Source organism: Acinetobacter guillouiae, assembly GCF_002370525.2.
In the GTDB taxonomy this organism is placed as follows: domain Bacteria; phylum Pseudomonadota; class Gammaproteobacteria; order Pseudomonadales; family Moraxellaceae; genus Acinetobacter; species Acinetobacter guillouiae.
Window position 1 is genome coordinate 2,504,830 of sequence record NZ_AP014630.1, and the last position, 20,439, is coordinate 2,525,268.

Genomic DNA, 20,439 nt, shown 5'->3' on the forward strand with positions numbered 1-20,439 from the left:
CAATCATCTTAGTGATTCACTGAGTCATATCGGAACACATTCAAATCATCATATTCAATTTGTGGTGTGGTTCCAGAAATAATATCGGATAATAATTTTGCTGAACCACATGACATGGTCCAACCTAAAGTTCCATGCCCCGTATTGGTATAGAGATTTTGATACCTTGTTTTACCAACAATCGGGGTTCCATCTGGTGTGGCTGGTCTTAAACCCGTCCAGAAATGTGCATCTGATATGTCACTTGCATTTGGAAATAATTGTTGTAAAACCATAAGCAAAGTGTCTTCACGGCTAGATTTTAAAGCGCGATCAAAACCATTAATTTCAGCCATCCCGCCTACACGAATTCGATCATCAAAACGGGTTAAGGCAATTTTATAAGACTCATCTAAGATTGTAGAAACCGGTGAAAGTGCCGGATCAACAATTTTGGTGGTGATCGAATAGCCTTTTAAAGGATATACAGGTGCATCTATCTCCAATTGTTTGAGCATTTCATGACTATAACTGCCCAATGCCATGACATAAGCATCTCCCTTGATTTTACGACCATCTTTCAAGTGAATCGCGGTAATCCGTTCGGCATCTTTTTCGATTGATTCGATTACCGTATTAAATAAAAAATTGACCCCTTGTTTGGCTGCAAGTTCTGCCAACTCTGTTGTGAATTTTTGGCAATCGCCTGTCTGGTCATTGGGTAAACGCAAACCACCAACAAAATCGACTGTTGCGTGGGCTAAAGCAGGTTCAGCTTTGATGACCCCAGCTTTATCCAACAACTCAAATGGTACACCTTCATGTTTTAAAACTTCGGTATCCTTGCCTGCCACATCCAATTGATGTTGTTTACGAAAAAGTTGTAATGTACCTAATTGACGTTCATCAAAATGAATCTTGGTCTCCGCTCGTAACTCATCCAAACAGTCACGGCTATATTCTGAAATTCGCACCATTCGCTCTTTATTGATCTGGTAACGATTGATATTACATTCAGCCAACATGCGGACCATCCACTGATACTGATGCATATCGCCTGTTAGCTTAATCGCCAGTGGTGAATGTGGTTGAAACATCCATTTAAACGCTTTTAGTGGAATACCTGGTGCAGCCCAAGGTGATGCATAACCCGGAGAAATCTGCCCAGCGTTGGCAAAACTGGTTTCTAAAGCCACATTGGGTTGTCGATCAATCACAGTGACTTCATGACCTGCTTGTTTTAGATAGTAGGCGGATGTTGTACCAATAACACCTGCCCCCATGATGATGATATGCATACTGAACCGAACCTTATACGAATTAATCGTCTTATAATAAAAATGATGTAGTTAGAGAAATAATTTATATGACTATTTTAATTTAGCACTTAGAACAGATTTAGCAATACCGATTTGATGTTGAAATGTCAGCTTTAATTCAACTTTAAATAGATAAATCAATCATAATATCACATGATTTTTAAACTATCAGGAAGCTATATAAGCGATTTAATTTTAAGAAAAATAGTTTGTGTTTATGTTTGATACTATCCTTCTCTTATAAAAGAGAAGGAATAGCTTTAGTTTAAAAAATTTTAAATTGCGAAGATTTTATTTGTGCGTATGGATAGACATAACAATACCAAAACTTGCTAACAACGCAATCACGGCTGATCCACCATAACTCATCAACGGTAATGGATCGCCAGTCACAGGTAAAATCCCACTGACCATGCCAGAGTTTACAAATACATAGAAAAACAAAGACAAACCAATCGTACCTGCCAATAAACGACCATAGTTATGGAAGCTGCTTAAGCTAATCATCATACATCTAAAAATCATTGCGGTATAAAGTGCAAATAAGAAGAACACCCCAATAAAACCAAATTCTTCTGCATAGGTCGACATAATAAAATCAGTATGATGTTCAGGTAAATATCCCAACTGAGACTGTGTTCCTTCTAAGAATCCACGCCCTGTCATTCCGCCTGAACCAATCGCAATTTTAGATTGGATAATGTTCCATCCTGCCCCAAGTGCATCTGACTCAGGATCAAATAAAGTCATAATCCTTTTCTTTTGATAAGCTTGTAATACAAAAGTCCAAATTAAAGGGAAAGCCAATGCCAATGCCGCTAAAGTCCCAAGAATTAAAGTCCACGACATACCACTTAAAAACAAGGCAAACACACCACCGATCACGATACCAATCGCCAAGTCTGGCTGTAATAATGCCAATATGAAAGGCACCATCATAATGATCAATGCAATTACAATGTGCTTAAATTTAGGCGGCAACGGGTTACGTGCAAAATACCATGCCATCATCAATGGCATGGCGAACTTCATAAATTCGCTGGGTTGCATACTGCCAATCCCTGGAATGGTCAGCCAGCGCTTTGCGCCTAATCGAACATCACCGACCAATAAAACCAGAATCAACAACAAAATTGCGAATAAATAAAACCAAGGACTAATCGCTTGATATACTTTTGGTGGAATTTGTGCACAAATAAAAAGCAAAACAAAACCAACACCGAAACTCACGGCTTGCCGAATGACCATAGACATATCTTCAGAAGATGCGCTATAGACCATCAATAAACCCAAAATCGCATTGATAATTAAAAAGCCCAATAACCAAGGATCAAGGTGTAGTTTGTCCCACCTTGAAACTTTTTGATTAATACTTAAACCATCTCTGACTGATTGACGTAGAAACTTATACTGTGGCGATGGTGTCATGAATACAAATCTTAAACCTAGTTTAATCTGGTCAAATTATAGAGATAAATAGCGGTTGAGAAAATCAATCAATGCATAATTATTTTTATTTTCGTTGTTTTTACTGCTGTGATTGCAAAATTAACTTGGCCAACTCCAAATCGTCAGGATAGGTGATTTTAATATTATCAGAACGCCCCATCACCACTTTGACAGGTTCATTGATATATTCCAATGCACTCGCCTCATCCGTAATCACAATATTATTCTCTAAAGCTATTTCGATTGCCGTTTTAAGCTTTGAAAAGGTAGAAATTTGTGGTGTCTGTGCTTGCCACAATTGATCACGACTGACTGTTTTATTGATATCTTGCTGATTTTCAACAAACTTCAAAGTATCTCTTACAGGAATTGCAAGAATCGCACTGCTGTTCAGGTTTATTGCGGTATCGACTAAGTTTTCAAGACATTGTTGTGTCACACAAGGACGAGCAGCATCATGTACAAAAACTAGATCATCGGCTTGTGCAAATTGTTCTAAATAACGCAATGCATTTAAAACCGAATCAACACGTTCTGCACCCCCCAAACAAAAATGGCTCAAATGTTTATTTTTTAATGGCAATGTTTGCGCATACTGGTCTTGCTCACCAACAGCAAGTACATAACCCGCAAGTGGTAAATCGTTTAGACGCGCTATGGTATGCGCTAACACTGTTTGATTTTGGATGACTTGGTACTGTTTAAGTTCGGTTTTTGAAAAACGACGCCCTGAGCCAGCCGCAGGAACAATTGCCCAAATTTTACGGTTGTTCTGGCGCAGGTTCGTTGTCATCTTCATTGGTTCTTAAATCTACACTTGGATCGGTATAAATAGGTTTGTAATGGGTACTAATGGTACTCATCTGTACAAAAGTTTCATGTGGCTTGACTAGACCGAGGTCTAAACGTGCATGTTCTTCTATGGCTTCAGCACCATTTTTTAAATCATACACTTCAGCGGCAAGAATTCGGTTGCGTTCTTTTAACTCAGCATTGACTTCAGCTTGCTGTTCAATTTGCTGTAGTAAAGCTTGATGCGGGAAATGACCACCCTCACCGAACCAAAAGCGATATTGTAATACCACAACGATTAAAATCGCGAGTACTGCAATCACTTTACTTGAAGTTGTTTTAAAGACTTCTAACATGGATTTGCGTCTTGAGTAACAGCATTAAATTAAGATGCTAATATACATCAAATATTTTGTATGAAGAACACTAAACTATGCGAAAACTGCAAAACTAGAACAAAATAACTTTTCTTTCCTTATAAAAAATAAGTGGATGATCAATAATCTACTTTGTAAGTAAAACTCTAAAAATTATCTTTATGCTAAAAACTCACATATCGCGGTATTATTTATTATAAATTTTCTTTTTCAATAAACTAAGTTAATTAAATTCTTACCTTAAATTTTAATATCAATCAATTACATGATATTAAATTTCTCTTAAAACAGACTATTCAGGATTATTTTTTAGTGTATAAAAAAGCCATTCCCTATATCAAATAAAAGAATGGCTTTTTTTAATTTAAATCAATAAAAGATATTAATTTAAACCTTTAAACTCAGCTTTACCGCGATAAGCAGCATGAGTCAATTCTTCAATACGAAGCAATTGGTTATATTTTGCAACACGGTCAGAACGGCAAAGTGAACCAGTCTTGATTTGGCCTGCTGCTGTACCCACTGCAAGATCTGCAATTGTAGAATCTTCAGTTTCACCAGAACGGTGTGAAATCACAGTGCTATAACCATTCGCTTTAGCAAGATAGATTGCATCTAAAGTTTCAGACAAAGTACCAATTTGGTTGTATTTGATTAAGATAGAGTTACCTACTTTCTCATCAATACCACGTTGTAAAATCTTAGGATTTGTAACGAACAAATCGTCACCGACCAATTGGATTTTATCACCAAGGATAGAAGTCAAATAGCTCCAACCTTCCCAGTCAGACTCATCTAAACCATCTTCAATTGAGATAATTGGATATTGTTTAGCAAGACTAGCAAGATAGTCAGCAAATTGGTTGCTTGTGAATGCTTTGTTGCCTTCACCCGCAAGAATATATTGACCATTTTTGTAGAATTCTGAAGATGCACAATCAAGTGCAAGCATAATATCAGAACCTGCTTTATAACCAGTTGTTTCAATTGCAGAAAGAATAACAGTGATTGCTTCTTCATTTGAACGTAAGTTAGGTGCAAAACCACCTTCATCACCAACTGCTGTATTTAAACCTTGCTTTTTCAATACAGATTTCAAAGCATGGAAAATTTCAGCACCGGCACGTAAAGATTCAGCAAAAGATGTGAAACCTACAGGCTCAATCATGAATTCTTGAATATCAACAGTGTTGTCCGCATGTGCGCCACCGTTCAAGATGTTCATCATTGGAACAGGCATAGACAAAGTTGTTTGACCACGAAGATCTGCAATGTATTGGAACAATTCAGTTTTCTTCTCAACAGCAGCCGCACGTGCAGCCGCCAAAGATACAGCCAATGTTGCGTTTGCACCTAATTTTTCTTTGTTTTCAGTGCCATCAAGCGCAATCATTTTGTCATCAAGCGCTTTTTGTTCAAATACGTTTTGACCTTTTAATAAGTCTTTGATTTGACCATTTACGTTTTGAACTGCAGTGCGAACACCTTTACCTAAGTAACGTGATTGATCACCGTCACGAAGTTCTAAAGCTTCACGAGAACCAGTTGAAGCACCAGATGGTGCACATGCACGGCCAACAACGCCAGAGTCTAGGATTACGTCTGCTTCGATGGTTGGGTTACCACGAGAGTCCAAAATTTCACGTGCACGAATGTCAACGATTTGGCTCATGAATAATTCCTCAGTTGATTAAAAATAAGATGCTTTCTAAGCGCATCAATGTGTATCTAACTTTTTGAAACCTTTAACTAAGGTATCCAATTCTTTTAACTGTGCTAAAAATGGCTCAAGCTGCGACATACGTAATGCACAAGGACCATCACATTTTGCATTTTCAGGGTCTGGATGACTTTCTAAAAATAAACCTGCAAGCCCTGTTGCCATACCCGCACGTGCTAAAGTCGTGATTTGAGCACGACGTCCGCCTGCTGAATCAGCACGACCGCCCGGTGTTTGCAATGCATGCGTGACATCAAAAAATACTGGCACATTCATTTCTTTCATGATGTCGAAACCCAGCATATCAACAACTAAGTTGTTATAGCCAAATGACGTACCACGTTCACACAGAATGAGCTTGTTATTACCCGCTTCTAAACATTTGTTTAGAATATGGCTCATTTCACGAGGAGAAAGGAATTGTGCTTTTTTGATGTTGATAATGGCTTGAGTTTTCGCCATTGCTTCAACCAAATCAGTCTGACGACTGAGAAATGCAGGAAGCTGGATAATGTCAGCAACTTCAGCGACAGCTGCAGCTTGGTGAGGTTCATGAACATCGGTAATAATCGGAACATTAAAATGCTTTTTAATGTCGCCTAACCATTCGATGCCTTTTTCCAAACCAGGGCCACGGAACGAATGTAAGCTTGAACGATTGGCTTTATCGAAACTGGCTTTAAATACATACGGTATCTCTAAACGAGTACAGATATCGACATAAGTTTCTGCAATTTCAAAAGCCAAGTCTTTCGACTCAAGTACGTTCATGCCGCCGAATAATACAAATGGCAAGTGATTTGCCATTTGTATATCGCCTAAACGTACAATTTCTTGTGGTTTTAATTGTGACATTTAAACTTCCTAGTTTAAGTTCTTACATACTTACTTGCTATTTTGGTGCTGCTTTTTAGCGGCATCGATAAAACTAGCAAATAATGGATGTCCATCACGTGGTGAACTTGTAAATTCCGGGTGGAATTGTACAGCAATAAACCAAGGATGTTCAGGAATTTCTACAGTTTCAACAAGATGCTGCGCTGTCGAATAACCTGAAATTTTCATACCTGCCTGTTCAATTGCAGGAATGAAACGATCATTCATTTCATAACGGTGACGATGACGTTCAGTAATTTCCGCTTTACCATAAACTTCACGTGTTTTAGTGCCTTCAACCAATTCTGATTTTTGTGCACCTAAACGCATTGTGCCACCAAGGTTTGACTCAGTACTACGATGCTGGATTTCACCACGCTCATCTAACCATTCAGTAATTAAACCAATCAATGGGAATTTTGTTGAACGATTAAACTCTGTAGAAGTCGCTTCTGGCATAGCAGCAACATGACGAGCAAATTCAATCACAGCCAATTGCATACCTAAACAAATCCCCAAGAAAGGTACTTTGTTTTCACGGGCATATTGAATCGCCTGCATTTTGCCTTCAGTACCACGTTCACCAAAACCGCCAGGAACTAAGATTGCATCGATACCTTTTAATACTTCAGCAGGATTTTGGCTTTCAAGCTCTTCAGCATTGATATAATCAATTTGAACTTTGACACGATTTTGAATACCCGCATGTAAAAGTGCTTCATTGACAGACTTATATGCATCTGGCAATTCAACATATTTACCCACCATCGCTACACGAACTGTGTACTCTGGATTCAATAATGCTTCAACCACATGATCCCAATCCGAAAGATCGGCTTCAGGCAAGCTGTCATAACCAAAACGTTCACAGATTAAATCATCAACGTTTTGTTCATAGAATGTACGTGGGATTTGATAAATTGAACGTGCATCTTTACACACCACAACGGCACGCGCTTCAACGTTTGTAAAGAGTGCAATTTTACGGGTGGTATCTGCGTCAACATCATGTTCAGTACGACAAATCAGAATGTCTGGTTGAATACCAATCGACAATAATTCTTTAACAGAATGTTGAGTTGGTTTGGTTTTAAGTTCAGCAGCAGACTTGATATAAGGTAATAAAGTCAAATGCATCAACATGGTACGTTTATGACCAAGCTCAACCATCAACTGACGTACAGATTCCATGAATGGGAGAGATTCAATGTCACCTACTGTGCCACCGATTTCCACAATGGCAACGTCATAACCTTCGCCTGCGCGAAGAACACGTTCTTTAATATTATCCGTAATATGTGGAATAACTTGTACTGTACCGCCGAGATAATCACCACGACGTTCTTTATTTAAAACGTCTTGATAAACACGACCTGAAGTAAAGTTATTTAATTTGGTCATTTTGGCACGACGTAAGAAACGCTCGTAATAACCCAAATCTAAGTCAGTTTCAGCACCATCTTCTGTGACAAATACTTCACCGTGCTGGAATGGGCTCATAGTCCCAGGATCGACATTAATGTATGGATCCATTTTGACCATGGTTACTTTTAAACCACGGGCTTCTAAAAGTGCAGCAACTGAAGCAGCTGAAATACCTTTACCTAGTGATGATACAACACCACCAGTTACGAATATAAAATGGGTCATTAAGTTTCTCGTACAATGGAGCCTAAATTGGCCTACAATGTTGTGCGATTTTACTTTACCTTGTACCAAGAAAGCAAAGTCAATTCACATCAATTCATAGAACAATAAACAATTGGCTATTCTATCAGCATTTCCAATAAAAAATTAGCACTTGATAAGGTGATTTTTAAATATCATTTTGCTGTTATACTAAGTAACATCTCTTTAATACGTTTTGTTTTGAGTCATTATGAATAAGAAATTTTTAATTTGTGGTGCAATTGCGACAGCGCTTTTGGTATCTGCTTGTGTAAAAAAAGAAGAGCCTAAAGAAGCTGAGCCAGAGAAAGTTGAAACTGCTCAACCTGCGACTTCTGAACCGACACAGTTTGAAAGCTTACCAAGCGTTGAGCAGAATAATGCACAACAAGTCGAAATTCCGGCACATGTAGAAGTTGAACGCACAGAAACAGCAAATACAAGCACTGAAATTCGCCGTGAAGCAACGCATGAAGCCCATGCAACTATGCCAAGTGCACAAGCGGAAAATAAACCTGCTGCGACTGAGGCGAAGCCTGCAAAAGCAGAGTCAGTAAAAACTGAAACTGCACAAACCAAAACACCAGCACCAAAAGCAAGCTCTGGTTCAGCACAATCTGAAGATGATGCTGTTGCCGCTGCCATCGCTGCTGCTACACCAGCTTTGAAAAACTAAGATTTTGCATTGCTAAAAAAAGGGAAATGATGATTTCCCTTTTTTTATAACTCCGTATAAGTATTCAGTTGCATATGCCATATGAAACTTAATTTCTTACGATAAGTCATGAATGAGTTTAATTGTACCTGTAGCTTTTAAAAACTAAGCCGCATGTTGCTTTGGCTGAACCATATTATGAACAGCAAGTACATCTGCCAAAATTTCATCTGAAAGTAATCCCTCAGCTTTGATCAATGCCAAAACACTCTCTCCAGATTCATTTGCCATTTTTGCAATTCGGGTAGTGGTTTCATACCCTAAATATGGGTTTAACACGGTAATGATACCAATTGAGTTATCCACTAGATGCTGACAATGCGCCGCATTGGCACGAATATTTTGAATGCATTTTTCATTCAGCATTTGCATCGCTTTGCCTAATAACTCAATAGATTCAAATAGTTTAAGCGCAATTAATGGCTCAAACGCATTTAATTGTAGTTGACCACCTTCTGCTGCCAAAGTAATTGCTAAATCATTTGCAATAATTTGATAGCACGCCAAATTCATCGCTTCTGGAATCACTGGATTTACTTTTCCTGGCATGATTGAACTACCAGGCTGACGTGGTTCCAATTGTATCTCGCCTATACCAGTACGCGGTCCACTCGATAACAAACGTAAATCATTAGAGATTTTAGACAACTTGGTTGCAGTACGTTTGAGTAAACTTGATAAAAGTACAAAGTCACCCATATCTGTAGTCGCTTCAATCAAATCAGGCGAGCTTGAAATGTTTTTACCAGTGATTTCTGATAAAGCTTGAATGGCATTTAAGCGATACTCAACCTCGGTATTAATTCCCGTACCGATTGCTGTTCCACCTAAATTAATCACACTGAGTGAATCTGGCATAATATGATTTAACTTTTGCAAATCATTTTGTAAGGTATGCGCAAAAGCACTAAATTCTTGCCCTAATGTCATCGGTACCGCATCTTGTAACTGAGTACGTCCCATTTTCAAGATATCAGAGAACTCTTCAGCTTTGCGACCTAGGCTTTCAATTAGTTTTTTAAACGGAACATTGAGATGATCCAATGCAAATAATAGACCTATTTTTATTGCACTTGGATATACATCATTGGTCGATTGAGACATATTTACATCGTTATTGGGATGTAGATATTGATATTCGCCTTTTGCATGACCAAGAAACTCTAATCCAATGTTTGCAATAACTTCATTTGCATTCATATTTGTAGAAGTTCCTGCCCCACCCTGAATCATATCAATAGGGAATTGATTATGGTATGAACCATTTATTAATTGCTGACATGAATGTTGAATCGCTTTATATTTATTTTCTTCAATTTTATTTAATTTAAAATTAGCCTCTACACAAGCTGACTTCACCATAGCAAGCGCTTGAATAAAAATAGGAAAATGACTTAATTTATGGGCGCTTAGGTTAAAGTTCTCAACCGCTCTTAATGTTTGTACACCGTAATAGCAATGAAATGGGACTTCTTTCATTCCCAATAAATCTTTCTCAGTTCTCGTTTTAATTTCAATGTTCATTTGCAATGTAACTCTACGAAGATAATCAATTCATCTTAGGTGAAACAATCTAAACTTGACCAATGTAAAAAAATATATCTGTATGCATTTTTTGCATATCACTTGTTATACTTTGCTTGAGTTAAATATTGATTGGTGATTGAACATGACGCTTGAAATTCGGTGGATAGAGGATCTTCTTGCATTGGATCAAGAAAAATCCATTTCTAAAGCTGCAGCGATACGTCATGTCACTCAATCGGCTTTTACACGTAGAATACAAAATATTGAAGAGTCGTTAGGGTTTCAAATTTTAAAGCGTTATAGTAAAAATATTGATTTTACAGATGCTGGTCAAGTCTTGCTCTCAACAGCAAAGAATATTAAGAACCAAATGGATACAACAATAAAATATTTAGAAAAAAATATTAAGGATAATGAACTCTCAATTAAATTTGCAGTATCCCATTCTCTCATCACGCAGTTTTTTCCCAAATTTATTCAAAAATTATACTCAGACTATAATGATCTAAAGTTGGAAATTATTGCTGCAAATCTACAACAAGGCATACATTTATTAAAAGAAGGTTCTTGTGATTTTCTCATTTGTTATTGTGATCAACTCACTTTACAACAATTGGATCTCACACTTTTTACCTATCATAAAATTGTAAATATGCAAATTGTACCTGTTACAGCCAGTAAAAATGGATTGCCTAATTACCAACTCAATCAAACATTCCCTCTTTTAGCCTATAGTAAACAAGCCTATCTGAGAAAATGTGTAGATAAAATTATAGAAAGCAAACTCAATTACCGAACGTTATATGAAACAGATAATGCCAGTGACTTAAAAGCCTTGGCTTTACAAGGCTTAGGTGTAGCCTGGCTGCCTCGCTTATTGATTGAAGAAGAAATAAATGAAAATAAGTTAAAAATACTTGATGGTTATAGTTTCTTTCAAGATATTTATATCGTTCGTAGCAATATCATTTACTCGCAAAAGATAAATTTTGTTTGGAATTATTTAGCGCTTAAATAGACCTTTATTTTAAAAGTTTATTTTTAATATTTACCTTGACCTACCAACTTAGGATCAATAAAACGCCCCAGTTGAGCAATTAAAACTGACAGATCTAATGATAATAGTTTGATCTGTCAGTTTTTTAACTTAAAGAGATATTTATTGATACTGCGTATCATCATGAATACTGTCTTAAAAAGTCAGCCATTAAACGAGAAGCCCAAGATTTGGTATTAAGACCTTCATAAAAACCACAATGACTGCCCTTTTTGGTTGTCACCACCACAACATTATCCATATTTTGAATGGTTTCTTTAAACGGTTCTAAATTCTTGATTGAACATACAGGATCATCTTCTGAGTTTAGAATCATTAATGGAATTTTAACATTTTCAAATACATAAATTGGATTGGTGCCTTTTGAGTAGCTTTCATAATCTGAAAAACCAGCCATTTCAAAATATTCCGTTTGAAACTCTTGTAAGGTTTTCGTTTGTAAAACATTTTGTACAGAATGTAATGGTGTCCAGGTTTGCTCATAAGGCTTAATAAATGCCTTAAACAATTTTTTGGTCATGACTTTGGTGTAAAAAGGATGCACATTTTGAAATCCTAGCTCAGTATCATAACCAGGGCACATGGCAAAAGCAGCTTTAAAAGGTGTATCTAAGCCTTGTTCACCAAGATAACGCACAAGTAGGCCTGTACCAGCGGAAGAACCAACTGCATAAAGATCAGATTGTGGAAATGTGTTTTGAATCGAAGCCAATTGCTCCTTTAAATCAGAAGTTGAACCAAAAATCGACATTAGAGGAACAGGCATAGGTAAACCCGCATGCCCACGGCGCAAACATAATGCAATACGCCATCCCGTATATTCATGTAGATCTTTGACCAATTCACGCATACTGTCAGGTGTGCCTGTAATCGTATGCATAATCACGATGGTTGGGGTTTGTTGTGGTAAATCGTAGCCATACCAAGCAATTGCCGTAACACCGCCATCTTGCATGGTCAGCTGATCAATTCGATCATAGTCCAGCTTAACGGATTTTTTCTTAATTAAATCAAAATATAACAGGTGAGCATGGCTATTGCTGAGCCATGGCGTAGGACGATATTTATCCTGTAGTTGAGGCAATTTCTTGATAATCTCAGACATTTTTCCTTGCTGATTAAAATACAGCTTTGGTAATTCAGCACCTGTCACTTGATCCAATAAATCTTGGCTAATCTCAGTAAACTTATGTAATACAGACATTTTCCACCTCAACTCTTTTATCACTCATCATCATTTTAAAAATTAAGAAATTTTTCACGCTTAATTTTATTTATTACAGTATATACCCAATTAGGCTTTAGGTATAAAGCTGGCCATACGTTGTCCCATTTGAGCAGCCAATGCTTCTAAACCACTTTTTGGTCGAATCATCACTTCAAAATCAACAATTTGACCCTGTTCATTAAAACGAATCATATCAATCCCTTTTAATTTCTTTTCACCCACATTGGCAGAAAATTCTAAAACAACACTTTGCTCATCTTCTGTAAAAAATTCTCGATGGTAAGTAAAGTTTTCAAAAATTTGAATCACATTGCTTAAAATGAAAAAGACCACTTGCTTACCTTCATAGGGGTTATAAGCCACAGGTGAACGAAAAACCACATTGTCTGCCAGTAATTCATTTAAAAGACTCATGTCTCGACTTTCCAACATGTTGTGCCATTTTTGGATTGCAGGCTTGGTATTTGTATAACTCATTTTTTATATCCCTTTAATTTGAAATAATTTGAATTCGTTTCCAGTAATTTTCTTCAAAATTCAGTCATGAAGTCCCTTCTCTCGCAGCATGCTTCACACTACATATAGCTTAAAGAGAAGGAGTTCAAACAGCGTTTATCCTTTTTAAATCACAGCTGCCAATTCAGCGCCTTGGCGAATTGCACGCTTTGCATCTAACTCACCCGCTTCTTTCGCACCACCAATCAAATGTACAGATTTCCCATCAGCTTGGAGTTGATCAAACATTGCTGTATAGGGTTCTTGGCCTGCACAAATCACCACATTGTCGACATCTAAAATCATAGTTTTGTCGCCAACCGTAATATGTAAGCCCTGATCATCAATCTTGTCGTAACTTGCGCCAGGAATCATATTGACATGACGATGTTTTAAACCTGTACGATGAATCCAACCTGTTGTTTTGCCTAAACCAGCACCAACAGATTTGGCTTTACGTTGCAGTAAGTAGATTTCACGAGGAGATTGTTCGATCTCAGGTTGTTTCAAGCCACCCACATGTTCATAGGATGTATCAATTCCCCATTCATCATAGAATTTTTGTGGATTTAAGCTGCCACTCTCGCCTTCATGGGAAAGATATTCAGCAGTATCAAAACCAATACCGCCTGCACCAATAATTGCTACTTTCTTACCGACAGGTTTACGCTCACGTAAAACCTCGATATATGACAAAACTTTTGGATGATCGATTCCTTCAATATTTAAATGGCGAGGCGTTACACCTGTAGCCACCACAACATCATCAAAATCACCTGTCGCTAATTCTTCATAGCTTGCAGTGTGGTTAAGTACCAGTTTGATATTTGGTTGTAATTCAATTTTACGTTTAAAATAACGTAAAGTTTCATAGAACTCTTCTTTGCCAGGAATGGTTTTTGCAATATTAAACTGACCACCAATCTGATTAGATGCTTCAAAGATTGTAACTTTGTGTCCACGATCAGCTGCATATGTTGCAAAACTAAGTCCCGCTGGACCTGCCCCAATCACAGCAATATTTTTAGCAACTGGCGATTCTTTAAAAATAAGTTCGGTTTCATAACATGCACGAGGATTGACCAAACACGTTGCAATTTTCATTGAAAAAATATGATCTAAGCAAGCTTGGTTACAACCGATACAGGTATTGATCTCATCAGCACGACCTTGTTCAGCTTTCAATACAAAATGCGAATCTGCAAGCATTGGGCGCGCCATCGAAATAATATCGGCATCGCCTTGAGCCAAGACATGCTCAGCCATTTCAGGCGTATTGATACGATTCGAGGTGATTAAAGGAACTTTAACAGTGCCTTTTAATTTTTTAGTCACCCAAGTAAATGCGGCACGCGGTACTTTGGTGGCAATGGTTGGAATCCGTGCTTCGTGCCAGCCAATTCCAGTATTAATAATGGTTGCACCAGCTTTTTCAATTTCTTTGGCAAGTTGAATCACTTCTTCAAGTGTAGAACCGCCCTCAACCAAATCCAGCATGGATAAACGGTAGATAATGATGAAGTTTTCGCCGACTTCCTGACGTGTTCTTCTGACAATTTCAATCGGGAACCGGATACGATTTTCATAACTTCCGCCCCATTCATCATCACGGTGATTGGTACGTGCAGCAATAAACTCATTGATCAGATAACCTTCTGATCCCATGATTTCCACACCATCATAGCCTGCGATTTGTGACAATTTTGCACAATTGGCAAAGTCTGCAATGGTTTGATGAACTTCTGCTGAAGTTAAAGCATGCGGTTTAGTTGGATTGATTGGCGCTTGTATCGCAGATGGTGCAACATTTTCAGGCTGATACGAGTAACGACCTGTATGTAAAATTTGCAGTGCAATTTTACCGCCAGCATCATGCACAGCTTTGGTAATGACTTTATGTTTTTCTGCTTCTTCTAAATGATCCAGTTTTGAACCACCAAAGAATGTTACCCCATGATCATTGGGTGAGATACCACCCGTCACAATTAAACCAACACCACCTGCTGCACGTTCTGCATAAAATGCAGCCATACGTTCATATCCACCTTGAACTTCTTCTAGTCCAACATGCATTGAACCCATCAATACACGGTTTTTTAATGTGGTAAAGCCTAAATCTAAAGGCGCAAGTAAATGCGGATAATTAGACATGTGAACTCCCTTGGCGTGCTTTCGCTAGCTATCAATCTGTTAAATGACACTTCATATCTGTTTAATGCAACAAGTTGCATAGTGTGGGTATTTATAATCGAGTTTTGATTTTTATGCAACATGTTGCATAATGACTTTATATTCATTTTGTTGATGTGATATTACACAATGTCATTAGCCCATGTTTTATTGACCAGTCTAATAGAGAAGCCAAGTACAGGTTTTGAATTGGCGCGACGCTTTGACCGATCTATGGGATTCTTCTGGAATGCAACGCATCAACAAATCTACCGTGAACTTAACGGCATGCAAAAGAAAGGCTGGATTTCCACCCTTGAAGATCAGTCTGATCATGGCCGAAAAAAAACCTATCAAGTTGAGCAACTTGGACGGGTCGAACTGGCTGACTGGATGGTCAAACAAGGGCAACCTGCCCAGCTTCGTGAAGAAATTATGGTTCGCTTACGAGCAGAAGCACAATTTGGTGGAAATTCTGTTTTACCTGAACTTGAGCGTCATTTAGAATTACATCGTGAAAATTTAAAACTATACCGCCAGATTTTTTCCAAAGATTTTGAACAAATCGAGCAACTGGATCGAACTTTATATATTCACAAAATGATTTTACAATTGGGTATAGACTTAGAAATGGGCTGGATCAATTGGCTCGACCAAGTCATCCCACAGCTTAAAGCGTTTGAGAATAAAGAGAATTCATAGGAAACTGCATGCCACACTATACAATGCCAGATGGCGAAAAATTATTTGTTCGTGAAATTGGTCAGGGTGAACCTGTACTGGTTCTGTCTGGTTTAGGTATGCATAGTTGGCAATGGCTTCCCTTTTTACTGCCTAATATTAAACATTATAAATTTTATATCCCAGATTGGCGTGGCTTTGGTGGCTCTAGAACCTGTAAGATCCCTCAAGAAATCGATGCGATTAGCAACCATTGGCGTGATCTTGAAAGCTTAATTGACCAGTTAAATTTAGATCATTTTATTCTTATGGGTTATTCCATGGGAGCAACCACTGCCATGCATGGGATGCAATATGGCAATTTGGCTGAAAAACTCAAAGCTTATCTACACATTGATCAAACCCCTAAAATTCCAACGGATGAAACATGGGAATTTGGTTTATTTGGGAAAAAGTATTTTAAAATTAAAAGATTGCTAAAAGACTTCTCTGATTTTTTACATCAATATTCAAACTATCGTTTTGTTGATGAATTACCGATTGAACCACGAACTGAACTGATTCAAATTTGGTTAAATTTTATTAAAATTCAAGGCAGTAATAAATTAAGCCCATTTATGTTTAATTTGGCGCTTAAACATCCTCAATTACAAAAACATTTATTACCTATCCGTCGAATGGATTATTTAACTTGGTATATCGATAATTATCTCAACCATGATGAAGATTATCGTCAGGCAATTTCACAATTGGAATGTCCGACTACATTCTTTATTGGGGAAAAGTCATCACTCTATCCTGCTGAAGGTCAAATGCAAATTTCTGACAGTTTAGCCAATGCGAAAAATATTATTTTTAAACGTTCAGGGCATACGCCGCTTATTACAGAACCCGTGAAATTTAGCCAAGCAATCCGTTTATTTTTAAAAGAATCCGCTTAATTTAAACGAATAACGAACAATATAAAAAACCTCGTTTAAATCAAATTAAAAGAGGTTTTTTATCAAATTACTCATGTTATCTTTAAAAAACGCTTTTAAAGTCGTTATTTAATACCAATCCATATATTGATCATCATATAAATTAAACAGCTTTATACATTATTGAACCATACATGGTCATTCTATCGTGAGGCGACATGGATGTCGCCGTTGGGTGGGGGTACAGGACGTACCTCTCACCCAACAGAGGATTTTTGTCCCTTTTCATCCCTGAAAAGGGAGGCATCGCCTACGCAAATATAATTAAACTTTAAATGCAAGGTATGGCTGTACAAACTTTATCACCATATGAATTAACGTTTATAGAATAGTGTAAATTTCATATTTTTTTAAAGACTTCACCTCATTTTAATATCCTCTAAAACTCTACTTTCGCAAGAAGACTAAATAGAAGTATTTATCAAAAATTATAGATCGCAACTGCATTAAAACGATTGTCCTCACCTGTATCCTGTCCATTAGGCGCTGCAACAAAGGCTTTACGCTCACCATAAACATATTCCAGACCAAAACTTAACGGCTTTTTCGGGCTATAAAATACATTGGCCCAAGCTTGCCAAAGTGTTTTATTGGCTTTGGTCGGATCACTCAAATATCGAATATAATCCTGATTTTCATCCGCTTTCATATAGCCATATCCCAATGTTCCTCGCCATTGTGAGTTAAACTGTTGCGTCACCCCCACAGTGATTGAGTCAAATTGATTCAGCGCCATGATATTTTTATTGGCATCTATAGCAAAGCCTTGGTTCGTCCATGACACTAAACTGGAATCACCTTTAACATGATAATAATCTGCTTTAAGGGTGGTTTTTGCAGAAATGTCGTATTTTGCTCCAAGTCCAACACCCCAAGCGAGTTCATTATCAGCAACTGTTCTCTTTTCACTAACCATGCCTCGCAAACTCAATACACCCGCCCGATCAGCAAATGATTGATTTAGTCGAGTTGATAAAACCGGGATCCGCATATTCGATAAGGCATCTTTGGAATCTTCCAAAGCCGTTACCAGCTGTGTTTCTGCATTAAATTTATGGGTATAACGAATTTGTGCATCTCGTTTAACAGCGCCCCCCACATAACCCAAAGCATCAATTGTTTCTGGCATATAATCAGGCACTGCAAAGTTAGACCATGTTTGACCAATCAACCATTGACCATAATTAAAATAGGCATGGCGAATTCTAAGTCCATCATTCGCACCCAAGAAATCAACTTCTATTTTTCCTGAAATATCTTTGTCAGCAGTTTTAAAATCTAAACCTAAACGAGTCGCGGCAAGTGTTGATTTTAATTGATCACTACTTTCATTATGGCCTTTAAGCGGTACGCTATTGATCTGATTATAAAGTCGATCGGCACTTCCACCTTCAGACTGATACAATAGATCCGCACGGATATTCCCATATAGTGTTACTTCTGCACCAGCTTTTGTTCGTGCAAAGGTTTGATCTTTTGCCTGCGATACAACCTGTGCCGCTTTAACATTATTTTCCAATGCCACAATTTGCTTATTTTGCACGTGTTGCTGTTGTTCAATCATTTCACGTAATTGTTTAACTTCATTACGTAACTGTTCAACTTCTGTCATCGAATCTGCATGCGCCATATTTAGGCTAAGTAATCCCATTGACACCAAAATGATGTTGTAGTTAAATTTTTTCATTGTAGAAAGCATCCTATTCTCTACGATTGATTATTTTGAACCAGCCTTAATCCTCATGATTCAGGCTGAAATACCAAGTCAGTTTGTGCGTGAGTTTGGTTTACGAACTTAGTTAATTGTATTTCCAACAATATTTTTCTGAGCTGTTGGCGCTTCGGCCGTTTGAGTTTTTTCCACTGAAGCATTTAAATTCACAAAGAATATCGCTAGTGCTGCAATAAATCCTGGGACAGCAATCACAAGAAAATTCATTTGGTGAGGTAACTCTAGGGTCAACAATGCACCTGTTAAGACTGGTCCAACAATGGCACCAATTCGTCCAATGCCTGATGCCCACCCCATACCTGTAGAACGTACTGTTGCTGGATAAAATTGTGCAACAAAGGTATAGAGTAAAATTTGTGAACCAATGGTTGCTGCACCAGCAATTGCAATCAAGGTATAGAGAATGAATTGTGGGCTTTTAAAACCAAGGAAAATGAGCGCAATCGCACCAACCGTAAACATTATGGTCAATACGGGTTTAATATGAAATTTATCCGCCAAAGCACCACCACCAATTGCACCAACCATGCCACCAATATTTAATGCAAATAAGAAGATCATACTTGCACCCAGTGAATAGCCTGCTTGGATCATTAGTTTAGGCAACCAACTTCCGAGTGCATAAACCATCAATAAACACATAAAGAAAGCAATCCAGAACATTACTGTGCTTGATCGGCGACCTTGCTGAAACAATGCACGTAACGGTGCTTCATCACCAGCAGTGACTTCATTTAATTCAAATTGAGTCGATGCATGAATCTGTTGCTGTGGTGCAATTTTCTGTACCACTTCTCGTACTTGATCGGTCTTGCCTTGGTGAGTTAGAAACATCAATGATTCAGGTAAAAACTTCCAAATAAGGGGTAAAGCCAAGAATGGGATAATGGCGATATAAAACATGATTTTCCAACCATAATCGACCACCAACCAAGCACCCAGTAAGGCAGAGCTCATACCACCAATGGCATAGCCACTAAACATAACAGCGACCAGTGTGCTACGTATACGTTTAGGCGCATACTCAGTCATTAAAGCCACCACGTTCGGCATCACACCACCAATACCAAGTCCTGCTAAAAATCTGAGAATTCCAAATTCAACGGGTGTTGATGCAAATGCACCGAGAAAAGTAAATCCACTAAAAATAGCCACACAAATCATGATGGTTTTTTTACGGCCCAACTTATCAGACAGTGTTCCAAAACTCATTGCACCAAACATCATGCCAAAAAGTGCTGTACTGGCTAGCAAGCCTGCTTGTACAGCAGTTAATCCCCACTCTTGCATCAATAAAGGTAAAGCTACGCCATAAATAACCAGATCATATCCATCAAAAATAATAATTAATAAACACCACAATAGAACGCCCCAATGAAAAGGGGTGAATTTTGCTTCATCCACGATGCGATTAATATTTAGTTTGCTCGTTTGCACTTTTGCCTCCTGCGGTGAAACGCTACGAAATTTTTTCAAACAATGAGGCAGCTGTTATTTTTTGTCCAAAACCGATTGAATATATATCCATACCTTAAAAGTCGGTTTAATATTTTTTATTGAATAAACAAGGGATTAAAAATAATTAATAAAGAAATCGGGCTTTATATTTTCAATGATTTATTTTTTATTTTAATAATTATCTCGATATTTTTAGAGTATCAGAACAAATCAATCG

17 protein-coding genes are annotated in these 20,439 nt (G+C 37.7%); 4 read left to right on the plus strand and 13 right to left on the minus strand.

Going from position 1 to position 20,439, the window contains the following annotated elements; all coding sequences use genetic code 11:
- Positions 1–8: 8 nt before the first annotated feature.
- The 7 genes from AS4_RS11610 to AS4_RS11640 all read right to left on the minus strand — a co-directional run bounded on the left by AS4_RS11610 (position 9) and on the right by AS4_RS11640 (position 8,162).
- On the minus strand, positions 9–1,277 hold the full coding sequence (locus tag AS4_RS11610; protein ID WP_096734254.1) for a D-amino acid dehydrogenase: 1,269 nt from the start codon (positions 1,275–1,277) through the stop codon (positions 9–11).
- Between the two features lie 312 nt (positions 1,278–1,589).
- Complete coding sequence (gene rodA, locus AS4_RS11615; RefSeq protein ID WP_096734255.1) at positions 1,590–2,726, minus strand: rod shape-determining protein RodA; 1,137 nt, start codon at positions 2,724–2,726, stop codon at positions 1,590–1,592.
- A 100-nt stretch (positions 2,727–2,826) separates the two neighbouring features.
- Positions 2,827–3,546 (minus strand): 2-C-methyl-D-erythritol 4-phosphate cytidylyltransferase, encoded by a 720-nt coding sequence (gene ispD / locus AS4_RS11620; RefSeq protein ID WP_096734256.1) that lies wholly within the window; start codon positions 3,544–3,546, stop codon positions 2,827–2,829.
- On the minus strand, positions 3,509–3,895 hold the full coding sequence (gene ftsB, locus AS4_RS11625) for a cell division protein FtsB (RefSeq protein WP_004719933.1): 387 nt from the start codon (positions 3,893–3,895) through the stop codon (positions 3,509–3,511). The genes ispD and ftsB overlap by 38 nt, the downstream gene beginning before the upstream one ends.
- 403 nt (positions 3,896–4,298) lie before the next feature.
- Positions 4,299–5,588: a phosphopyruvate hydratase gene (eno, locus tag AS4_RS11630; RefSeq protein WP_096734257.1), complete on the minus strand. Its 1,290-nt coding sequence runs from the start codon at positions 5,586–5,588 to the stop codon at positions 4,299–4,301.
- A 45-nt stretch (positions 5,589–5,633) separates the two neighbouring features.
- Positions 5,634–6,491, minus strand: a complete 858-nt coding sequence (gene kdsA, locus AS4_RS11635; protein ID WP_004719923.1) for a 3-deoxy-8-phosphooctulonate synthase — start codon at positions 6,489–6,491, stop codon at positions 5,634–5,636.
- Between the two features lie 30 nt (positions 6,492–6,521).
- Entirely contained in the window at positions 6,522–8,162 is a 1,641-nt protein-coding gene (locus AS4_RS11640; RefSeq protein ID WP_004719920.1) for a CTP synthase, read from the minus strand.
- A 229-nt stretch (positions 8,163–8,391) separates the two neighbouring features.
- Here AS4_RS11640 and AS4_RS11645 point away from each other — a divergent pair, with 229 nt between their 5' ends.
- A complete protein-coding gene (locus tag AS4_RS11645; RefSeq protein WP_096734258.1) occupies positions 8,392–8,856 on the plus strand; it encodes an internalin in 465 nt (154 codons plus the stop codon).
- Positions 8,857–9,000: 144 nt separating this feature from the next.
- On the opposite strand, the gene AS4_RS11650 is transcribed toward AS4_RS11645, so the two are convergent.
- A complete protein-coding gene (locus AS4_RS11650; protein ID WP_096734259.1) occupies positions 9,001–10,419 on the minus strand; it encodes an aspartate ammonia-lyase in 1,419 nt (472 codons plus the stop codon).
- Between the two features lie 145 nt (positions 10,420–10,564).
- On the opposite strand from AS4_RS11650, the gene AS4_RS11655 reads away from it, so the two are divergent.
- On the plus strand, positions 10,565–11,440 hold the full coding sequence (locus AS4_RS11655; protein ID WP_096734260.1) for a LysR substrate-binding domain-containing protein: 876 nt from the start codon (positions 10,565–10,567) through the stop codon (positions 11,438–11,440).
- Between the two features lie 160 nt (positions 11,441–11,600).
- On the opposite strand, the gene AS4_RS11660 is transcribed toward AS4_RS11655, so the two are convergent.
- The 3 genes from AS4_RS11660 to AS4_RS11670 all read right to left on the minus strand — a co-directional run bounded on the left by AS4_RS11660 (position 11,601) and on the right by AS4_RS11670 (position 15,353).
- The gene (locus AS4_RS11660; RefSeq protein WP_096734261.1) at positions 11,601–12,683 is read right to left on the minus strand and encodes a YheT family hydrolase; all 1,083 of its coding nucleotides are present in this window, start codon (positions 12,681–12,683) and stop codon (positions 11,601–11,603) included.
- A 90-nt stretch (positions 12,684–12,773) separates the two neighbouring features.
- Complete coding sequence (locus AS4_RS11665) at positions 12,774–13,184, minus strand: nuclear transport factor 2 family protein (RefSeq protein WP_096734262.1); 411 nt, start codon at positions 13,182–13,184, stop codon at positions 12,774–12,776.
- Positions 13,185–13,328: 144 nt separating this feature from the next.
- Complete coding sequence (locus AS4_RS11670) at positions 13,329–15,353, minus strand: NADPH-dependent 2,4-dienoyl-CoA reductase (RefSeq protein WP_096734263.1); 2,025 nt, start codon at positions 15,351–15,353, stop codon at positions 13,329–13,331.
- 168 nt (positions 15,354–15,521) lie between these two features.
- On the opposite strand from AS4_RS11670, the gene AS4_RS11675 reads away from it, so the two are divergent.
- Positions 15,522–16,073: a PadR family transcriptional regulator gene (locus AS4_RS11675; protein WP_096734264.1), complete on the plus strand. Its 552-nt coding sequence runs from the start codon at positions 15,522–15,524 to the stop codon at positions 16,071–16,073.
- An 8-nt stretch (positions 16,074–16,081) separates the two neighbouring features.
- Positions 16,082–16,993: an alpha/beta fold hydrolase gene (locus AS4_RS11680; RefSeq protein ID WP_034615279.1), complete on the plus strand. Its 912-nt coding sequence runs from the start codon at positions 16,082–16,084 to the stop codon at positions 16,991–16,993.
- A gap of 460 nt (positions 16,994–17,453) precedes the next feature.
- Here AS4_RS11680 and AS4_RS11685 read toward each other — a convergent pair whose 3' ends face one another.
- Both AS4_RS11685 and AS4_RS11690 read right to left on the minus strand, forming a co-directional pair.
- A complete protein-coding gene (locus tag AS4_RS11685; RefSeq protein WP_167468945.1) occupies positions 17,454–18,719 on the minus strand; it encodes a DcaP family trimeric outer membrane transporter in 1,266 nt (421 codons plus the stop codon).
- 108 nt (positions 18,720–18,827) lie between these two features.
- Entirely contained in the window at positions 18,828–20,201 is a 1,374-nt protein-coding gene (locus AS4_RS11690) for an MFS transporter (RefSeq protein WP_096734266.1), read from the minus strand.
- Positions 20,202–20,439: the final 238 nt, after the last annotated feature.